The sequence below is a fragment of the Isoptericola sp. Y581 genome, from assembly GCF_059445475.1.
Genome location: NZ_JCAIUK010000001.1, coordinates 286606 through 305992 on the forward strand (window position 1 = coordinate 286606; position 19387 = coordinate 305992).

Consider the following 19387-nt stretch of genomic DNA (forward strand, 5'->3'; position numbering starts at 1 on the left):
GAGCCGCGATACGCCGCACGTCTCCGGCGCCGCGCGGTGCCGCCGCGTGGGCGGCACCACTGCGTCGCAACTCGACAACTTCGGCCAGTCACAGGGTTGGACGCGGAGCCAAACGACGAGTGGTCCAGTCAAATATACTGACAACAACGGTGTGGTTCGAATTACAATCACGCGGGGAAGCCCGAACGCTCCGGGCAGCGGCCACCCCCACGTGGAGATGCGAAACGCCGCCGGTAATCGGGTGGGACCCTACGGCAATGAGGTAATGCGCAGGAGTGTCGAGAACCACACTCCGATAAATTGGGACTGGTGACGAAGGATGAGCAACTATGTAAGTCTTGCAGGATTCGAAGACGTATACCTGGAGGACAGCTGGGTTCTCGGGATCGAACTAGAGCTCACGATGGCGACGATCGACATCGAGGTAGTTCTTACCGATCGACATCCTGATTACCTTCCGCCGCGGAATGGGGAGCAGTTCTGCTACAGACGTGGACAGATCCGGTTTATGCAGGTCTCCAACATTCACTGGACCGGTCAGGACCGGGTCAAGCCTGCGATAGACGCATCTGGCGAACGCGATCTTGGGTCCATTGATGAATTTATTGCCAATGGTACTCGGTTCGAGCTTCAAGGGGACTTTGGGCGTCTTGAGATTGAATCTCGCCGGCCGACACTGAGCTTTCTCTCGGTAAATTGAATTTGCTGCCTCGTCGATGCTAGGGAAGCCACATTCCGAGTAGCGCCGGGCCTCGCCAGTCGAATCCCAAAATACTTGTATAGGCGAAGGTTGAGTCGTTGGCTCGCAACGACACCGCGACGGCGTGCATTTGCCTGGGCATGATGCGTCTCCACGCTGGTGAGTGATCGTCACGGGACGGCGAGCGTGTCGGTCACGAACGTGACGGGGAAGGTGACGCGCCGGTATCAGTCGCCGTTTGGTGAGGCCCGTGGTACCGCGCCGGTGTCGTGGTCGGGGGATCACGGGTTCCTGGACAAGCCGGCCGATGCCACGGGGTTGACGGCGATCGGGGCCCGGTACTACGACCCGGCCATCGGCAGGTTCGTCAGTGTGGATCCGGTGATGGATCTGGCGGATCCGCAGCAGTGGCACGGTTACGCGTACGCGCACTGACGTTCTCCGACCCGACCGGGCTGCGCGAGGTCACCGGGGATGGGCGTCATGACACCCAGGGGCAGTTCCAGAGCGCCGTGCGCCACACCGCGAAGGGCAATGGGTGGACCCCACAGTTCGTGATTCCACCGGTGAAGACGTCGTCGAATGCAGGTGGCGGCGGCTCGGGGTCGGGCTCGAGCGGGGGTACGGCGAGCTCGAGTGGTTCCTCTGGTGGCTCGTCGGGCAAGTCGTCGATCGTGGGCGGGTCCGAGGCGAGTGTGAAGGACGAGATCGTCTCGTGGGTGCGGGGGTTCGAGCAGGACCACCCCGTACTTGCGGGCGTTCTCGGTGTGAGTGACGCGCTCGGATGTCTCGCGGACGGCAAGTGGCAGTCTTGCGCCTGGCTGCTGGCCGGATTCCTCCCGGCGGGCAAGCTCGCGAAGCTGGGCAAGGTCGGCTTCGAGGTCGCCGACGCAGGCATCGACGCTGCGCGAGCCGCGAGGACGGGCGCGAGGGCGTGTTCGTTCACCGGCGCCACGGTCGTGTTGATGGCTAGCCTCGGGCTTTCATCGCGGGGCGGTCCGGGTGACGGACTGAACGAAGAAAGGTGCTCCTGACCTGGGAAGATACGGCTTGTCGAGAGTCGTAGCAGTCCAGGGCGAGGAGCACCTTTCAGGTGAGGAAGAGTAGCGGGTTCTATCCGCGGTTGAAGGCGGACGTCCGCGCCTCGGGCGCGGTCGGGCAGGCGGGTGGTGTGCTGCTGACCGAGACGATCCGCTCGACCGCCCTGGACCGGGAGTTGAGAGCGGCGCTGTCGTCGTGGCGCAAGCCGCTCGCGGTGCACGATCCGGGCAAGGTGCTGTGCGATCTGGCGATCGCGCTGGCCATGGGCGGTGACTGTCTCGCGGACATCGCGATGGTGCGCGCCGAGCCCGGGGTCTACGGCCCGGTCGCATCGGACCCGACGGTCTCCCGGATGATCAGCGCGCTTGCCGGCGACGCCGATACCGCGTTGGCCGCGATCGGGCGGGCGCGGGCGGGCGCACGGGCGCGGGCGTGGAGTCTGGCCGGCGACCAGGCGCCGGACCACGACATCGACACCCGCCACCCGCTCGTGATCGACCTGGACGCGACCCTGGTGACCGCGCACTCGGAGAAGGAACGGGCGGCGCCGACGTTCAAGCGCGGGTTCGGGTTCCACCCGCTGGCCGCGTTCGTCGACCACGGCCAGACGGGGACCGGGGAGACGCTCGAGATCAAGCTGCGGACGGGAAACGCGGGCTCCAACACCGCGACCGACCACATCGAGGTCGTCAAGGCCGCACTCGCGCAGCTGCCCGACCACCTGACCGGCAGCAACGGGCGCACCAGGCGAACGCGGGCGTCGAAGAAGATCTTGGTGCGCACCGACGGCGGTGGCGGGACCCGCGCGTTCGTCACCTGGCTGCACAAGCAACGGTTGGGGTACTCGGTCGGGTTCACCCTGCCACCCGAGACACCCGACCTGATCGCGATGCTCAACACCGCGGGCGCGTGGACCCCGGCCTACGACGCCCACGACGAAGTACGTGACGGGGCGTGGGTCGCCGAGCTCACCGACCTGCTCGACCTGACCGGCTGGCCGCCCGGGATGCGGGTCATCGTCCGCAAGGAGCGCCCCCATCCCGGCGCACAACTACGGTTCGAGGACGTCGACGGCATGAGGATCACCGCGTTCGCCACCAACACACCACCCGGCGGGCCTGGCACCCAGCTGCCCGACCTCGAGCTGCGCCACCGCCGCCGCGCCCGGTGCGAGGACTGCATCCGGATCGCGAAGGACACCGGCCTGGCGAACCTGCCCCTGCACGGATTCGACGCCAACCGGATCTGGTGCGCCATCGTCGCCCTCGCCGGCGACCTGACCGCGTGGATGCAGATGCTCGCCCTGACGGGCCACGCCGCCCGCCGATGGGAACCCAAACGCATACGACTGCGCCTGTTCACCATCCCCGCGACCCTGGCCCGCCGGGCTCGCACCGAGGTGCTGCACCTCGCCGAGCACGCGCCCTTCGCCACCCTCGCCCTATCCGGACTCGACCGGCTACGCGGACTCGGACCAGCGCCCGGCTGACGCCCGGTACCACGCCCCGACGACGCCCAACAGTTCTCCGGATCAGTGGAACCCGGCCCCCGCAGGCGACCTGCGGCGACCTGTCACACCCTGCTGCCAGAATCACGCCCGAACAACGGCACCGACGCCGTCACCAACATGCTCACCGGCCCGATGAAAGATCGAGGCTAGCTCCACCGAGATCGAAGGCCGCTGATCTGCACTCCGCAGATCGGCGGCCTTCGTCATTCGCTACCGGAACATCGGCGACCACGATCCGAACGCCCGCGTATTTCTCCGTGGAGGCCGTCGACCGGGACGCCGGGGATGCGCAAAGATGAGCGGCGTGTCCCTCCGGAACGTCCGATTCGTCCTTCCTTCCGTCGTCGTGACCGGCGCACTTGCCCTCGCGGGGTGCGCAGCGTCGCCGCCGAGCGAGAGTGGGGCTTCCCCGTCGTCTGCCCCGGCGGTCGCGGTCCGCGACCTGTCGACCCACACGGTGCTGCTGGACTCCGCGGACCCGGTCGAGCTCGCCCTGACCACGAGCCAGACCGTCTACGCGCGGTCCGAGGTCGTGGTGCTCGCGGACGCCGCCGACAAGGCGGCACGCCCCGCGCTCGCCGCGACCGCGGTGGCGGTGCACGGACCCGCGCTGCTGGCCGGCGGCGACAACTCCGACGGCGGGCTCGCCGAGGAGCTGGGCCGGCTCGGCGCCCGCGTCGCGGTCGTGGTGACCGGCGAGGACGACGCCGCTGCTACGGGCGAGGCGTCCCAGGCGGTGGCGGACGCCGCCGGGGTCCAGACCGTCCGCGTCGCCCCCGACGTCGTCGGCAGCGGTGACAACGGTGACGACGGTGACAGCGGTGACGACGGTGACAACGGCGGGGAGGGTGGCGACCCCGCGCTCGAAGACGACGACCTGCAGGACCTGAGGTCCCGGCTCGACACGATGCTGGGCGGGGGCCCGACGACGGGCGCGACCGCCAACCCGGGGGGGTCCGTCGCCGAACGCGGCGAGCCGAGCCTCCTGCGTGAGGTCCTCGCGCTCGTCGATCCGGTGGCGGGGCAGGAGGCGGCGATCGCCTCGCTCCGCGCGGCCGGCGCCGTGACCAGCGAGGTGCCGGGCGGGGACCTCGGCACCCGGCGGATCGTGCAGGACGTCGACCGGGCGCAGGCGCTGACCGTCGTGGGGGTGGGCGGCTCGTTCGGCGACGCCGCGACCTTCGCGTGGCGTGTCGCGGCGGCGGAGCGCGCGGCCCTGCTCCCCACGAAGTCGCAGCACCTGCTGCCGGGCCGGTACGTCACGGTCGACGTCGCCCGGTGGGACGACCCGGCGGCGGCCGTGGCCCGCGCGCAGGCGGCGGCCGCGGCGTACGAGCCGGCAGAGGGCGACGACGGCGCCCCGGCCGACGCCGGGCCGCTGGTGCCGACGCTCGTCGTGCCCGTGAGCGCCACGGCCGGCGGGCCCGGCGACGACGGCGACTGGGTGACCCAGGAGGACGTCGACGCGCTGCGGCCGACGATCGAGGCCGCCCGTGACGCGGGGGTGTACGTGCTGCTCGACGTGGGCGCGGGGCCGGCGCCGGTGGTGGAGCAGGTGCGGGCCGCCGAGCCGCTGCTGCGCAACCCGGGCGTGGGTGTCGCGGTGCACCCGGAGTCGCGGGTCGGGGACGGCTCGTCGACGACGTCGCACGAGATGACCGCCGCCGAGCTGCAGGGCGTCACGGACTACCTCGCCGACCTCGCGACGCGCGAGGGTCTCCCGCCCACGATGCTCGTGGTGCACCAGACGCGTCCGGAGTCCGTCCCGGACCGCGACCGGCTGCGCCCGCTGCCCCAGGTCGAGGTGGTGCTCCTCGCGGACCGCACGGGCGGGGTCACCACGGGCGAGTGGGTGTGGAACCAGGTCAGCACGGACGTCCCCGAGGGCGTGCACCTCGGCTGGTCCGGGCCGGCCACGACGACGGCGGCGAACCCGGCCCTCGTGCCGCCCGCCCCGGCGCCCGTGCTCATCGCCGCCTCCTGAGGGCGCGACGACGGGGCAGTCCGGGGTGACGTTGACACCGGATCGCCGGATTCGGCAGGATCGTTAACGTTTCGCCTTGCTCCCGTGCCGACCGTGCCACCACGTGCCCGGCGCTGTGCCGAACCACGTCTGGAGAATGATCGCCGTGCTGCCGTTGATCCCGTGGCCCACCGTCGTCGACCGGCAGGATGGGGACACGCTCCGTCTGGACGCCGTGCGCCTCGACGCGCCCGACGCCGCGCTCGCGGCGGTTGCCGCCGAGCAGCTCGCGGCTGCCGGTGTGCGCGTCGTCGCTGACGGCGCCGACCCCGTGGGCGGCGCCGCCGCCGTCGTGCTCCGCCTCGACGCCGCCGCGGGTCCGGAGGGCTCCGACAACCCCGAGCGGTACACCCTGCGCGTCACGACCGACGGCGTCGAGGCCACGGCCCCCGAGCGCGTCGGGCTGCTGCACGCCGTGCGCACCCTGCGCCAGCTCGTCCCCGCCGGCCCGGGGGAGGCGGACGGTGGCGCGCGGGAGGTGCCCGCCGTCGTCGTCCACGACGCGCCGCGCTACGGCTGGCGCGGCCTGTCGTTCGACGTCGTGCGGCACTGGTTCGGGCCCGAGGACATCCGCGCCGTGGTCGACCTCGTCGCGGCGTTCAAGCTCCGTGTGCTGCACCTGCACCTCACGGACGACCAGGGCTGGCGCCTCGAGATCCCGTCGCGCCCGGAGCTGGAGAAGGCGTCCGACAACCAGGTGGGCGGCGGTACGGCGGGCTTCCTCACCACCGGCGACTACCGCGAGCTGCAGGAGTACGCGGCGGAGCGGTTCGTGACGATCGTGCCGGAGTTCGACATGCCCGGGCACATCAACGCCGCCACGCAGGTGTACGGCGCGCTGACGCACGACGGCCTGCCGACCGAGGCCTACGAGGGCATCGAGGTGGGCTTCTCCCGCCTGTGGTTCGACAACCCCGCCACCGAGCCGTTCCTGCGCGACGTCATCGGCGACGTGGCCGCCATGACCCGCGGCGAGTGGGTGCACGTGGGCGGCGACGAGGTGCACACGATGGAGGTCGAGGAGTTCGCGAAGTTCGTCGAGCTCGCCGCCCGGATCGTGCGCGAGTCGGGCAAGACGCCGATCTTCTGGCAGGAGGGCGCCCGCGGCCCCGTCGAGCCGGGCACGCTGCTGCAGTACTGGGAGCCCAAGGGCGAGGAGTTCGACCGGTTCGTCGCGGCCGCGAAGGGCGGCGCGCGGTTCGTCATGTCGCCCGGCAACCACGCCTACCTGGACATGCAGTACACGCCCGAGCACCCGCTGGGCCTGGACTGGGCGGGCTACGTCGAGCTGCGCGACTCCTACGACTGGGAGCCGGAGCAGGTCATCGACGGCCTGCCCGCCGACTCGATCGAAGGCGTCGAGGCCGCCGTCTGGACCGAGACGATCACCACCCGCGACGAGCTGTTCTCCATGCTGCTGCCCCGCCTGGGCGCCGTCGCCGAGGTCGCGTGGACGGCTCCGGAGCGCAAGGACTGGGAGGCGTTCCGTGTCCGCACGGCCGCGCAGGCCCCCGCGTGGCGCGACGCCGGGTGGGAGTTCCACCCGACCCCGCAGGTCGACTGGTAGGGGTGGTCGTCGGTTGAGCCTGTCGAAACCACGGACCCGGTGTCGACGGGCTCAACCAGCGCGGGATCAGATCCAGGACTCCAAGCGCATGACGGACTGCCAGTACGGGTAGGGGACCTGCGTGCCCGTCCACAGCGGGTAGAAGACGGCGGAGACGGCCACGATCACGACGAGGACGGCGACGACGGCCGCGACGACGCGTGCCCGGGCGCTGCGCCGTCCCTCCGTCCGTTCCAGCGCCACCACCATCGGGTACACGAGCGTGAGCACCACGAACGGGGTGAACACGATCGAGTAGAACGTGAAGATGGTCCGCTCGTGGAACCAGGGCAGGAGGGTGAACGGCGTCGCGTAGACCAGCCACGGCAGCCAGCCCGCGATCGTGCCGCTGAGCACGGCGAGGGCGCGCCAGTCGCGCAGGCGGATCCCCAGCCACACGGTCGCGACGATCGCGAGGGCGGCGAGCAGCCACAGCAGCGGGTTGCCCAGCGAGGTCACCGCCCGCGCGCAGGCGTCGGCTGCGTCGGCGGGGCAGGTGCCCTGACCGGCGGCGTCCTTCTCCCAGAAGAACGACGTGGGCCGCCACTGCACGATCCAGCCGAGCGGGTGCGAGGCGTACGGGTGCTCCGACGACAGCCCGGTGTGGAAGTCCCACATCTGCCGGTGGTACTCGAGCAGGCTGCGCAGCGGCCCCGGCAGCCAGGTGATGCCCTCGCCGGGATGCTCGGAGGCCCATTGGCGCATGTACGCGCCCGGGTGCGTGAACCACGACCACCACGACGCGAGGTACGTGACCAGCGCGGTGGGCACGAGCGTGAAGAAGGCGGGCACGGCGTCGACGACCAGCGAGTCCTCCCACCAGCGCCCGATGCCGGCCGCGCGCCGTGCGCCGAGGTCCCACAAGACCGTGAGGATGCCGAACACGGCGAGGAACCACAGGCCGGACCACTTGGTGCCGCACGCGAGCCCGAGGCTGACGCCGGCGGCGAGCCGCCACCACCGGAAGCCGATCCGGGGTCCGTAGCGGGCCACCGTGCCGCCGGCGTCCAGGATCTCCGCCACCCGGGACGCGAGCCGCCGTCGGGCCTGCTCCCGGTCCAGCACCAGGCAGCCGAACGCCACCAGCACCCACAGCATGACGAACTGGTCGAGCAGGGCGGTCCGCGAGTGCACGATCGCCTCGCCGTCCACGGCGAGCAGCAGCCCCGCGACGACACCCATGGTGGACGACGCGAACAGGCGCCGCGCGATCCGCACCAGGAGGAACACGGCGAGGATGCCGACCACCGCGCTCGCGAGCCGCCAGGCGAACGAGCTGGTCGCCCCGCCGCCCGCCTCCATCCCGAGCCAGATCATCCACTTGCCCACGGGCGGATGGACGACGTACGCGGCCTTGTCGAGGTAGGTGAAGACGTCGCCGGCCTCGAACGCGGGGTTGGGCTCGTCGGGCCACTGGGCCTCGAAGCCGAGCCGGCCCAGCGTGAAGGCGTCCTTGACGTAGTACGTCTCGTCGAAGACGAGCTTGTGCGGCTGGCCGAGCTGCCACAGCCGGGCCACCGCCGCCAGCAGCGTCACCGCCAGGGTGCCGAACCAGCCCCAGAACCGGTCGCGCCGGCGCAGGTCGAGGCGCACCCGGCGGCCTCCGAGCAGGCGCTCCAGCAGCCGCGCCTGCGTCGAGCGGCCGTCGTCCTCCTCCGGCGTCGGGTGGAACGCGGGCGCTGGCGAGCCGGGGAACGCAGGCGGCGGCGTGCTCTCCGGCTCGTCGACCGCCAGATGGCGGGCAGGGGCCGGCGGCGTGCCCGCGGGCGCGGGCTCGCCGGAGGCGGTGGCGTCGGCGTCGGGGGCGGTCACCGGGTCATCGTAGGGGCGTGCGACGCTGGTCACCATGACCTCCGACCCGTCCACCGACAGCCGCGCCGTGTCACCCGACGGCGGCGGCGGAGCGGCCGAGACCCCCCTCCGCGCCGAGGCCGGGACGGTGGTGCTCGCGGCGACGCCGATCGGGAACGCCGAGGACGCGTCGCCGCGGCTGCGCCGGCTGCTCGCCGAGGCGGACGTCGTCGCCGCCGAGGACACGCGCCGGCTGCACGCGCTCGCGGCGCGGCTGGGGATCGTCGTCGGCGGGCGGGTCACGTCGTACCACGAGCACAACGAGGCGGCGCGGGCCGACGAGCTCCTGGACGTCGTGGCCGACGGCGGCACGGTGCTCGTGGTGTCGGACGCCGGGATGCCCGCGGTGTCGGACCCGGGCTACCGCGTCGTAGCGCGCGCCGTGGAGCGCGGGGAGCGGGTGACCGCCGCGCCGGGGCCCTCCGCCGTGCTCACGGCGCTCGCCCTGTCCGGCCTGCCCACCGACCGGTTCACGTTCGACGGGTTCGTGCCACGCAAGGCGGGGGAACGGTCGCGGTGGCTGGGGGCGCTGGCCGCCGAGCCGCGCACGATGGTGTTCTTCGAGGCGCCGCACCGGATCACGGAGACGCTGCGCGCGATGGCGGAGGCCTTCGGCGCCGACCGGCCCGCCGCCGTCTGCCGCGAGCTGACCAAGACCTACGAGGAGGTGCTGCGCGGGCCCCTCGCCGACCTGGTCGCGCAGGCCGACGCGCGCGCCGCCGCCGGCGACGGCCTGCGCGGCGAGATCTGCGTCGTCGTCGGAGGCGCGCCCGCGGGCGGCGCCCCCAGCGTCGAGGAGCTGGTGCCGGAGGTGCTGGCCCGCGTCGGGGCGGGCGAGCGGCTCAAGACCGTCGTCGCCGACGTCGCCACCGCCGCCGGCGTCCCCAAGCGCGACCTGTACGCCGCGGCCCTCGCCGCGAAGTAATCCAGGTCTCCGCGAGGTAGTTCCAAAAATGGCGAGGTAGTTCGAACCTGCGCGAGGTAGTTGACTACCTCGACGGGTCTGGAACTACCTCGCCATTTTTGGAACTACCTCGCGGATTTTCAAACTACCTCGCGATTTCTGGGACTACCTCGCGGTGGACGGGGCGAGGACGACTCCGGCCGCGGTGAGCTCCGCGCGGGCCTGCACGCCCTGCTCGGGGCTCACGGGGATGGTGAGGTCGGTGAGCACGCGCGTGGCGAACCCGAGGCCGACGGCGTCGAGCGCGGTGCGCTTGACGCAGTGCGACTCGACCAGGCCGACGACGTCGACGGCCTCGATGCGGGCGTCCCGCAGGGCCTGCTCCAGCGTGCGGCCCTCGCCGTCCGTGCCCTCGAAGCCGGAGTAGCCGTGCGCGTACTGGCCCTTCTTCACCGACACGTCGGGGTGCAGGTCGGTCAGCGCAGGGTGCAGCTCGGCGTTCGGCGTGCCGGCGAGGCCGTGCGGCGGCCACGAGTCGACGAAGTCGGGGTGGTCGCTGAAGTGGTCGCCCGGGTCGATGTGCCAGTCCTGCGTGGTCACGACGATCTCGTACCGGTCGCGGTGCGCGACGGCGTGCGCGGCGACGTCCTCGGCGACCTTGTCGCCGCCGTCCACGGCGAGCTCGCCGCCCTCGCAGAAGGTGGGCTGGACGTCGACGACGACGAGCGCGCGGCGGGGCACGCTCTCGGGGGAGGTGCTTGAGCTCATGGTGCCCACCCTGCCACCGCGGGCTGCGCGGCGTCAGGCCTGTCGGTCGGTCAGCAGTACCCGCCGCCGGACGAGTCGGGGCAGTAGAGCGGCTGGACGGCCATGGTGCCGGCGACCGGCCACCCCCTCTCGTGAGCCAGGGAGTCCGGTGGCAGGTCGCGCGGCCGCTCCAGGGGCGGCTCCTCGTGCCGCTGGAACACGCGTCGGAAGCGTTCGATGATCGACATGACGACCTCCCTTGACCAACCTTTGGGGACAGCATGCCGCTGCATGGCCCTGGTGTCGACGGTGGCGGGTCGGGCGCTCCAAGATGGGGGTATGACCCGCCACCTGCGTCGTACCGGGGCCGTCGCCGGCCTCGTCGCGGGGCTCCTGCTCGTCCTTGCCGGCTGCGGCTCGGCCGGCGACGGAGAGCCGCCCGTGGTGTCGGGGACTGCGGCGCCCCCGGACGGGACGGGGAGCCCGGCGGTCCCTACCGCCGATGAGCCGTCGTCGGCGACGCCGGAGGTCACGATCGAGACCGTCGTGGACGGCCTCGACGTCCCGTGGGGGCTCGCGGCGCTGGACGACGGCACGCTGCTCGTCAGCCTGCGCGACGAGGCCCGGCTTGTCGTCGTGGACCCGGACGAGGGCACGACGACGGAGGTCACCGGGCCCGGGGCGGACCGCTTGGCCGCCGAGACGACGCCCGACGGCGAGGGCGGGCTGCTGGGGGTCGCGGTCGACCCGGCGTCGGGCGACGTCTTCGTCTACCGGACCGGCGCCGACGACAACGCCGTGCTGCGCGGCGCGCTGGACGGCGCCGTGTTCGGCGAGCTCACGACCGTCCTCGACGGCATCCCGCGGGCCGGGCACCACGACGGCGGGGCGCTCACCTTCGGCCCGGACGGCCACCTGTACGTCGGCACGGGGGACGCGGGGGACCGGGAGAACTCCCAGGACCCCGATTCGTTGGGCGGCAAGATCCTGCGGATCACGCCCGACGGCGAGCCGGCTCCCGGCAACCCGTCTGCCGGCAACAACGCCCAGGCGTCGCCGGTCTGGACGCTGGGGCACCGCAACGTCCAGGGCCTCGGGTGGGATCGCGCCGGGCGGATGCTCGCGAGCGAGTTCGGGCAGAACACGTGGGATGAGCTGAACGTGATCGAGGCCGGCGGCAACTACGGCTGGCCCGAGGTGGAGGGCCCGGACGGCGCCGGCGACGGTACGGTCGCGCCGGTCGCATGGTGGTCGACCGACGAGGCGTCGCCGTCGGGCCTCACGGTGACGGACGACGCCGTGTACCTCGCAGGCCTGCGGGGCGAGCGGCTGTGGCGCGTGCCGTTCGGCGACACGGCGTCCGGAGCCGAGGAGGGTGCGAGCGCCGAGCCGAGCAAGGGCACCGGAGTCGACGCCGACGGCAGCGTCCGCGCGCTCGGGGAGCCGCAGGCGCTGCTGACGGGCGAGCTCGGCCGGCTGCGCAACGTGGCGCCGGTCGTCCCCGACGGAGGCGACGCCGACGGCCTGTGGGTGCTGACCAACAACACCGACGGCCGCGGGACACCGCACGACGGCGACGACCGGCTGGTGCGCGTCACGTTCGGCTGACCCGCCGGTCGGCGGCGTGAAACATCGTGAGACTGCCGTCGCGACACATCTACGATGGGCACCATGCCCGAGCCCGCGAAGACCTTCTACCTGACGACGCCGATCTACTACGTCAACGACGCCCCCCACATCGGGCACGCGTACACGACCGTCGCGGCAGACGTGGTCACCCGCTGGCACCGCCAGCGCCAGGAGGACGTCTGGTTCCTGACCGGGACGGACGAGCACGGCGAGAAGGTGCTGCGCACCGCCGAGGCGAACGGCGTCAGCCCGCAGGCGTGGGCGGACCGCCTCGTCGAGACGGCGTGGCAGCCGGTGCTGAAGACGCTCGACGTGCGCAACGACGACTTCCTCCGTACCACGCAGGAGCGGCACGAGACCGCGGTCCAGACCTTCCTGCAGGACCTGTACGACAAGGGCGAGATCTACGCCGGCTCCTACGAGGGTCCGTACTGCGTGGGCTGCGAGGAGTACAAGCTCCCGGGCGACCTGGTCGACGGCACCGGCGAGTACGAGGGGCAGAAGCTGTGCCCCATCCATCTCACGCCGGTCGAGATGCTCTCGGAGGAGAACTACTTCTTCCGCATGAGCGCGTACGCGGAGCGCTTGCTCGCTCTGTACGAGGAGCACCCGGAGTTCGTGCAGCCCGCCAGCGCCCGCAACGAGGTCATCGGCTTCGTGAAGCAGGGCCTGCAGGACCTGTCGATCTCGCGGTCCACGTTCGACTGGGGCATCCCGATCCCCTGGGACGACAAGCACGTGCTGTACGTGTGGTTCGACGCGCTGCTCAACTACGTCACCGCGATCGGCTACGGCGCGGACGACGAGGCCGCGCGCGAGAAGTTCGCCCGGACGTGGCCCGCCGACGTGCACCTGGTCGGCAAGGACATCCTGCGGTTCCACGCCGTCATCTGGCCGGCCATGCTCATGGCGGTCGGGCTGCCGCTGCCGAAGCAGGTGTTCGCGCACGGCTGGCTGCTCGTGGGCGGCGAGAAGATGAGCAAGTCTCGCCTCACCGGTATCGCGCCGGGCGACATCATCGACACCTTCGGCTCCGACGCGTTCCGCTACTACTTCATGCGGACGATCGCCTTCGGCGGGGACGGCTCGTTCTCGTGGGAGGACATGGTCGCGCGGTACAACGGCGAGCTGGCCAACGGCTTCGGCAACCTCGCCTCGCGCACGGCGGCGATGATCGGCAAGTACTTCGGCGGCACGCTGCCGACGGCGGGCGCGCGGACGGACCTCGAGACCTCGCTGGAGCGGGTGGCGGCCAAGGCCGTGGCGGACGCCGAGGACGCGATCGACCGGCTCGCGATCCACGACGCCCTCGCGGCCGTGTGGTCACTGGTCGACGCCACCAACGGTTACATCACCGAGACGCAGCCGTGGAAGGTCGCCAAGGAGCCCGGCGAGACGGACGAGGACGGGCGCGGCGTGGACGGCGGCCGACTCGCGACGTCGCTCGTGACGGCGGCCGAGGCCCTGCGTGCGCTCGCGGTGCTGCTGCACCCGGTCACCCCCCAGGCTGCCCAGGCGCTGTGGGAGGCGCTGGGGGCGGAGCCCGCGCTCGGTGCGCTCGAAGCCCAGCCGATGTCGGGCGCCGCGATCTTCGGCGTCCTGCCCGCGGGGGCCACGGTGACCAAGGGCGCCGCACTCTTCCCGCGTCTCGCCGACGACGCCTGAGCCGCGTGGCACGCCAGCGCGAACGCGGGTTCCCGCCGGACCCGGAGCCCCTGCCCGTCCCGGTCGCCGACAATCACACGCACCTCGAGGCGATCGCCGAGGTGCTGGCTGAGCGTTCGTCCGGAGCGAGCTTGCGAGCGCAGGACGAGAGTGACCGGAAGCCGGACGACGTCCCGGCGCCGAGTGTTGCGGAGCTTCTCGCCCGCGCCGCGGCGGCGGGCGTCGACCGGGTGGTGCAGGTGGGCTGCGACCTGCCCGCGATCGCCTGGACCGACGACCTGCTGCGCGACCCGCTGGTCGAGCCTGTCGACACCTCGTGGGTCGAGCTTGTCGAGACCACCCCCGGATTTCGACGAGCTCAACCAGCGGCGAGGGTGGTCGGCGCCGTGGCGATCCACCCCAACGAGGCGGTGCTGCACGCCGGCGTGCGCGAGGTGGGCCCGGACGGCCTGGAGCCGACCCCGGCCGCGCACCACGACGTGCCGCTCGACGACGCGATCGCGCGCGTGGCGGAGGTCGCCCGCACCAACCCGCGCGTGCGGGCGATCGGCGAGACCGGGATGGACCTGTTCCGCACCGGCCCGCAGGGGGAGAAGGCGCAGCGCGACGCCTTCCGCGCGCACGTCGCCCTGGCCAAGGAGCTCGGCCTGGCGCTGCAGATCCACGACCGCGACGCGCACGCTCAGGTGATCGACGTGCTCCTGGCGGACGGCGCTCCCGAGCGTACGGTCTTCCACTGCTACTCCGGCGACGAGGAGATGGCGGCGCTCGCCGCCTCCCGCGGCTGGTTCCTCTCGTTCGCCGGCCCCGTGACCTACCCGAAGAACGACCACCTGCGCGCCGCCCTGCGCGCGGTGCCGCTCGACCTCGTGCTCGTCGAGACCGACGCGCCGTACCTGCCGCCGCACCCGTACCGCGGGCGGCCGAACGCCCCGTACGTCGTCGGGCACACGGTGCGGGCGATGGCGGAGATCCTCGAGCGGCCGCTGCCCGACGTCTGCGCGGCCGTCTCGGCCACCTCCGAACGGGTCTACGGCGCATGGTGACGGCGCGGTGAGCCGCGCCTCGCACCAGGCGGACGCCGCCGGGCAGCCCGCCGAACCGCCCGAGGGGCTTCCCACGAGGTCACGGTTCCGTTACGGTCTGGTGCTCGTGCGGAGGTCGAGGGCGAAGAGGGCGTCGGAAGCGTCGACGCACCCCCCGGCGACGGCTGACGGGTCCACGCGCACGCCAACCGCGCCCGGCCGCTCACGGCCCCGGGCCGCGGCGCTGACCGGGCCCGCGCGCCACCTCGTGCACGGCGCGGTGGTGATCGCGCTGGTCGGTGGCGCCGCCGCCGTGGCGCAGGTGCACAAGACCGTGACGATCGACTACGACGGCCACGTCGCCACCGTCGACGCGTACGGCGCCTCCGTGGCCGACGTGCTGAAGTACCACCACATCACGCCCGGCCCGGACGACCTGGTGCAGCCGGCGTCCGCGTCCGTGGTCGCGGACGGCGGGGAGGTCGTGGTGCGGACGAGCCGAGAGGTGACCGTCGAGATCGACGGCGAGGTCACGACGTTCCCGACGACGGCGCACACGGTGGGCGAGCTGCTCGCCTCCCTCGGCCCGCGCGGGACCGACGCGGTGACCTCGGCGTCGCGCTCCACCCGCCTGGACCGTGACGAGGTGCGGGTCTCCACCACGAAGACGGTCCAGATCGCCGTCGACGGGCTGGTGCTGCCGATCCGCACCACCCAGTCCACGGTGCGGGACGTGCTCGGCACCGCGGGCATCACGCTCGGTGAGCACGACCACACGTCCGTGCTGCTCGGTGCTGCCGCCGTGGACGGGATGGTGGTGATGGTCAGCCGGGGGGACACCGACGCCGACCGCGTCACCGAGGTCATCCCGTTCGAGACCGAGCGCATCGAGTCCGACGAGCTGCCGAAGGGGTACGAGGTGGTGCGCACCGCGGGCGTCCCCGGCGAGCGCGTCACGACCTACGAGGTGCGCACCCTCGACGGCGCCGAGGTGGAGCGCACGGTGCTCGACCGCGAGGTGACCCGCGAGCCGGTGGACGAGGAGATCGTGGTGGGCACCCTCGAGGCCTCGACGGCCAACCCGGACCCTGGCTCCGCCAAGGCGATCGGCAAGGCGATGGCGGCCGAGCGCGGCTGGGGCGGTGACCAGTTCGCGTGCCTCGAGAAGCTGTGGGACAAGGAGTCCGGCTGGCGATGGAACGCCGACAACCCGTCGAGCACGGCGTACGGCATCCCGCAGGCGCTGCCGGGCTCGAAGATGGCGACCGTCGGCTCCGACTGGCGCACCAACCCGTCGACGCAGATCGAGTGGGGGCTGGGGTACATCGCCGGACGGTACGGCGCGCCGTGCGACGCGTGGGCCCACTCGATGGCCAAGGGCTTCTACTGATCGCTCGTCGGTCGAGCCTGTCGAGACCTCGAGCCGGGTTTCGACCGGCTCAACCAGCGATACGGGGTGTGAGTCGACCCACGGGTTTCGGCCAGACTTATCGGACAGCCCCGGACAGACGGGGGCATCCTTACCACAACCAGGCTTGGACATCGATCACGATCCGGTTACGGTCTTCGGAGCCACCGGATCGATACCGGACCCAGCAGCCAGCCGGGACCCCGTCGTCGTGGCCGGATCGCACGACGACTGGACCTGTGTGAACTCCTCGAACGAGACTCCCAACCCTTCGGCCGAGTCGACGCCCGAGGCGCCCGGCGCCGACACGACGACCCGTACCCGTCGGCGGCGCCTGCCGCTGATCGCGAGCATCGCGGCCGGCGCCCTCGTCCTCGCGGGCGGTGCCGCCACGGCCTACGAGAGCGCGCGCAAGAGCGTGACGCTCGACATCGACGGCGAGACCCGCAGCGTCGAGACGTTCTCCGGCTCGGTCGCCGGCCTGCTGGACGCCCAGGGCGTCCGCGTCGGTGACCGTGATGCGGTCACCCCCGGTTCCGACTCCGCCCTGCGCGACGGCTCGGAGGTCGTGGTCCGTTACGGCCGCGAGCTCACCGTGGACGTCGACGGCGAGCAGGACGACGTGTGGGTGACCGCCCTCGACGCCGACGAGGCCCTCCGCGGCCTCGACGCACGCGGCTCCGACGTCTCGCTCGTCGCGTCGCGCTCCGGCGACCGTGCGTCGCTCCCGCTGCGGCTCGACGCCGACCAGGCCGTCGCGGTCGTCGCGGACGGCACCACGACGGTGGTGGACGACGGCTCGGTGGGCCTCGACGCGATCCTGGAGGGGCTCGACGTCACGGTCGACAAGGCCGACCATGTGTTCGTGGAGCGCCAGGCCGCCAAGGCCGAGGGTGACCCCACCGTGCGGATCGTCGTCGAGCGCGTGGACACCAAGAAGGTCACCAAGAAGGTCGCGGTAGACCACAAGTCGCGCACCAAGAAGGACAGCGACCGGTACGCAGACCTGGGCAGCAAGGTGGCCCAAGAGGGCAAGGACGGCGAGCGGACGATCGCGTACCGCGTGACGACCGTCGACGGCGACGTCGTGAGCAAGAAGAAGCTCTCCGACGACGTGACGACCAAGCCCGTCACGGAGATCGTGGTCAAGGGCACCAAGGAGCGCCCCGAGCCCGAGCCGGAGCCCGCGGAGAAGGAGTCCTCCTCGAGCGACTCGTCCTCCGGCTCTTCCTCCAACGGCTCTTCCTCCAACGGCTCTTCCTCCAACGACTCGTCGGACGACAGCTCGTCGTCGGCCGGTGGGTCCGCGCCCGCCGGTGTCTGGGGTCAGCTGGCCCAGTGCGAATCCGGCGGCAACCCGTCGACGAACACCGGTAACGGCTACTACGGCCTGTACCAGTTCTCGGCACAGACGTGGCAGGCGATGGGCGGCAGCGGCCTCCCGTCCGAGAACTCCGCCGGCGAGCAGACGCGGATCGCGAAGAAGCTGCAGGCGCAGTCGGGCTGGGGCCAGTGGCCCGGGTGCGCGGCCAAGCTCGGCCTGCTCTGACCTGACTGACCGACGACCCGTTGGTTGAGCCTGTCGAACCCGGAGCCCTGGGTTTCGACAGGCTCCGCCAGCGGGTCTTCGTGTGTCCGGAGGGCGTGGGGCTCGTCACGTCGGGCCCCGAGGATTAGGTTTGCAATAACGAATCAGTTACGTTCGGGTGTCCCGCGTGCGAGCCGCACTGTTCTGGTGTATGGCACCGCGGGGTGGCCGCCGGATCGGTGGGTCGATACTCGGCACCCAGGGTGCGGAGGCCGGAGCCAGGCGCGAACGCGCCGGCCCGGTGCGGCAGGCCCTCGAGGCCCGCCCCCGACGACCGTGCCCGGACAGCACGACGACTGGACCCCCGTGACTTTCATCCCCCACACCTCGCCAGAGCCTGCGACCGACGGGACCGCGACCCGCGGCCGCCGCCGCCGCTGGCCCCTCCTGGCCGCCGCGACCGTTGCCGCGGTCGCCGTGGCAGGCGGCGCCGTCGCCTACGCCGACGCCCGCAAGACCATCACGCTCGACGTCGACGGCGATCTGCGCACCGTCACCTCGTACTCCGACTCCGTGGATGCGATGCTCGACTCCCAGGGGGTGGCCGTGGACGACCGCGACACCGTGACCCCGACGGCGAGCGCCTCGCTCGAGGACGGCGCCGACGTCGTCGTCCGCACCGGCAAGGAGCTCACTGTCCAGGTGGACGGCGAGGAGACCGACACGTGGGTCAACGCCCTCGACGCAGACGAGGCGCTCGACACGCTCACCGCCCGCGGCGGCGACGTGCGGATCGTCGCCTCGCGCTCGGGTGACCGGGCTTCGCTGCCCGTGGACGTCGACGTGGACGGCCCCGTGGCCGTGGTCCACGACGGCGGGACGGACGTCGTGGAGGGTGCGGAGGACGTCGCCGCGGTGCTCACCGAGGCGGACGTGGAGCTGGGCGGCAGGGACCGCGTGCAGGTCACCGAAACGACCAACGCAGACGTGAAGAAGAGCGTGGCGCAGGCCGTCGCGGCCGAGAAGAAGGCCGCAGAGAAGAGGGCCGCGGAGCAGGCGGAGAAGGATGCGGGCGAGAACGCGACCCAGGTCGAGGACGCGGCCACCGCGCCGGCCACCCCGCAGGTCGCCGTCGTCGTGCAGCGCGTCGAGACCAAGAAGGTCGCCACCACCAAGGCCGTCGCGAACGAGTCGAAGACCAAGAAGTCCGACAAGCGCTACTCCGACCAGGACGCGAAGGTCGTGACGAAGGGCAAGGACGGCGAGCGCACGATCGTGCAGCAGGTCACGACGATCGACGGCAAGGTCGTCAAGAAGACCAAGGTCTCCGACGAGGTCACCACGAAGCCCGTGACCCGCGTGCTGGTGAAGGGCACCAAGGATCGCCCGGAGCCCAAGGCCAAGACGCCCGCCACGACGTCCGAGACGAAGAGCTACTCCGGGTCCACCCGCTCGATCGGCAAGCAGATGGCGGCCGCCCGCGGCTGGTCCGGCTCCGAGTGGACGTGCCTCGAGTCGCTGTGGACCAAGGAGTCGGGCTGGAGCGCCTCGGCAGCCAACCCGTCGTCGGGCGCCTACGGCATCCCGCAGTCGCTGCCCGGCTCGAAGATGGCGTCCGCCGGCTCCGACTGGCAGTCGAACCCGGCCACGCAGATCAAGTGGGGCCTGGGCTACATCACCGACGTGTACGGCACCCCGTGCGGCGCGTGGGGCCACTCGCAGTCGGTGGGCTGGTACTGAGCCGCCGGCA

The 19387-nt window shown here is 71.9% G+C and carries 16 protein-coding genes; 13 read left to right on the top strand and 3 right to left on the bottom strand.

Annotation, left to right across the window (positions count from 1 at the left end):
- The first annotated feature begins 319 nt into the window (after positions 1–319).
- The 6 genes from AC1C2W_RS01380 to AC1C2W_RS01405 all read left to right on the top strand — a co-directional run bounded on the left by AC1C2W_RS01380 (position 320) and on the right by AC1C2W_RS01405 (position 6841).
- Positions 320–700 (top strand): hypothetical protein, encoded by a 381-nt coding sequence (locus tag AC1C2W_RS01380; RefSeq protein WP_495388154.1) that lies wholly within the window; start codon positions 320–322, stop codon positions 698–700.
- Between the two features lie 186 nt (positions 701–886).
- Entirely contained in the window at positions 887–1135 is a 249-nt protein-coding gene (locus tag AC1C2W_RS01385) for an RHS repeat-associated core domain-containing protein (RefSeq protein ID WP_495412149.1), read from the top strand.
- Positions 1136–1395: 260 nt separating this feature from the next.
- Positions 1396–1734: a hypothetical protein gene (locus AC1C2W_RS01390; RefSeq protein WP_495412150.1), complete on the top strand. Its 339-nt coding sequence runs from the start codon at positions 1396–1398 to the stop codon at positions 1732–1734.
- A 59-nt stretch (positions 1735–1793) separates the two neighbouring features.
- Positions 1794–3230: an IS1380 family transposase gene (locus AC1C2W_RS01395; protein ID WP_495412151.1), complete on the top strand. Its 1437-nt coding sequence runs from the start codon at positions 1794–1796 to the stop codon at positions 3228–3230.
- Between the two features lie 478 nt (positions 3231–3708).
- Complete coding sequence (locus AC1C2W_RS01400) at positions 3709–5235, top strand: hypothetical protein (RefSeq protein ID WP_495412152.1); 1527 nt, start codon at positions 3709–3711, stop codon at positions 5233–5235.
- A gap of 136 nt (positions 5236–5371) precedes the next feature.
- Positions 5372–6841, top strand: coding sequence for a beta-N-acetylhexosaminidase (locus AC1C2W_RS01405; protein ID WP_495412153.1), 1470 nt, complete (start codon positions 5372–5374; stop codon positions 6839–6841).
- 66 nt (positions 6842–6907) lie between these two features.
- Here AC1C2W_RS01405 and AC1C2W_RS01410 read toward each other — a convergent pair whose 3' ends face one another.
- On the bottom strand, positions 6908–8692 hold the full coding sequence (locus AC1C2W_RS01410; RefSeq protein WP_495412154.1) for a dolichyl-phosphate-mannose--protein mannosyltransferase: 1785 nt from the start codon (positions 8690–8692) through the stop codon (positions 6908–6910).
- Positions 8693–8726: 34 nt separating this feature from the next.
- Here AC1C2W_RS01410 and rsmI point away from each other — a divergent pair, with 34 nt between their 5' ends.
- Positions 8727–9656, top strand: a complete 930-nt coding sequence (gene rsmI, locus AC1C2W_RS01415; RefSeq protein WP_495412155.1) for a 16S rRNA (cytidine(1402)-2'-O)-methyltransferase — start codon at positions 8727–8729, stop codon at positions 9654–9656.
- 144 nt (positions 9657–9800) lie between these two features.
- Here rsmI and AC1C2W_RS01420 read toward each other — a convergent pair whose 3' ends face one another.
- Both AC1C2W_RS01420 and AC1C2W_RS01425 read right to left on the bottom strand, forming a co-directional pair.
- Positions 9801–10403 carry an isochorismatase family protein gene (locus AC1C2W_RS01420; protein WP_495412156.1) on the bottom strand — a complete coding sequence of 201 codons (603 nt, stop codon included), beginning with the start codon at positions 10401–10403 and terminating at the stop codon, positions 9801–9803.
- A gap of 50 nt (positions 10404–10453) precedes the next feature.
- Positions 10454–10630, bottom strand: coding sequence for a hypothetical protein (locus AC1C2W_RS01425; protein ID WP_495412157.1), 177 nt, complete (start codon positions 10628–10630; stop codon positions 10454–10456).
- Between the two features lie 91 nt (positions 10631–10721).
- Here AC1C2W_RS01425 and AC1C2W_RS01430 point away from each other — a divergent pair, with 91 nt between their 5' ends.
- The 6 genes from AC1C2W_RS01430 to AC1C2W_RS01455 all read left to right on the top strand — a co-directional run bounded on the left by AC1C2W_RS01430 (position 10722) and on the right by AC1C2W_RS01455 (position 19377).
- Positions 10722–11990 (top strand): PQQ-dependent sugar dehydrogenase, encoded by a 1269-nt coding sequence (locus AC1C2W_RS01430; protein WP_495412158.1) that lies wholly within the window; start codon positions 10722–10724, stop codon positions 11988–11990.
- Between the two features lie 63 nt (positions 11991–12053).
- The gene (gene metG, locus AC1C2W_RS01435; protein WP_495388145.1) at positions 12054–13676 is read left to right on the top strand and encodes a methionine--tRNA ligase; all 1623 of its coding nucleotides are present in this window, start codon (positions 12054–12056) and stop codon (positions 13674–13676) included.
- 5 nt (positions 13677–13681) lie between these two features.
- Entirely contained in the window at positions 13682–14722 is a 1041-nt protein-coding gene (locus AC1C2W_RS01440) for a TatD family hydrolase (RefSeq protein ID WP_495388144.1), read from the top strand.
- A 262-nt stretch (positions 14723–14984) separates the two neighbouring features.
- Positions 14985–16091 carry an aggregation-promoting factor C-terminal-like domain-containing protein gene (locus AC1C2W_RS01445; RefSeq protein ID WP_495388143.1) on the top strand — a complete coding sequence of 369 codons (1107 nt, stop codon included), beginning with the start codon at positions 14985–14987 and terminating at the stop codon, positions 16089–16091.
- A gap of 259 nt (positions 16092–16350) precedes the next feature.
- Complete coding sequence (locus AC1C2W_RS01450) at positions 16351–17658, top strand: resuscitation-promoting factor (RefSeq protein WP_495412159.1); 1308 nt, start codon at positions 16351–16353, stop codon at positions 17656–17658.
- Between the two features lie 345 nt (positions 17659–18003).
- On the top strand, positions 18004–19377 hold the full coding sequence (locus AC1C2W_RS01455; RefSeq protein ID WP_495412160.1) for a resuscitation-promoting factor: 1374 nt from the start codon (positions 18004–18006) through the stop codon (positions 19375–19377).
- The last annotated feature ends 10 nt before the right edge of the window (positions 19378–19387 follow it).

What these genes read in the sequence shown, in the direction of transcription:
- AC1C2W_RS01380 (WP_495388154.1), top strand. Translation starts at nt 320, where the DNA reads ATGAGCAACTATGTAAGTCTTGCAGGATTCGAAGACGTATACCTGGAG.
- AC1C2W_RS01405 (WP_495412153.1), top strand. Translation starts at nt 5,372, where the DNA reads ATGATCGCCGTGCTGCCGTTGATCCCGTGGCCCACCGTCGTCGACCGG.
- rsmI (WP_495412155.1), top strand. Translation starts at nt 8,727, where the DNA reads ATGACCTCCGACCCGTCCACCGACAGCCGCGCCGTGTCACCCGACGGC.
- AC1C2W_RS01420 (WP_495412156.1), bottom strand. Translation starts at nt 10,403, where the DNA reads ATGAGCTCAAGCACCTCCCCCGAGAGCGTGCCCCGCCGCGCGCTCGTC.
- AC1C2W_RS01425 (WP_495412157.1), bottom strand. Translation starts at nt 10,630, where the DNA reads ATGTCGATCATCGAACGCTTCCGACGCGTGTTCCAGCGGCACGAGGAG.
- AC1C2W_RS01430 (WP_495412158.1), top strand. Translation starts at nt 10,722, where the DNA reads ATGACCCGCCACCTGCGTCGTACCGGGGCCGTCGCCGGCCTCGTCGCG.
- metG (WP_495388145.1), top strand. Translation starts at nt 12,054, where the DNA reads ATGCCCGAGCCCGCGAAGACCTTCTACCTGACGACGCCGATCTACTAC.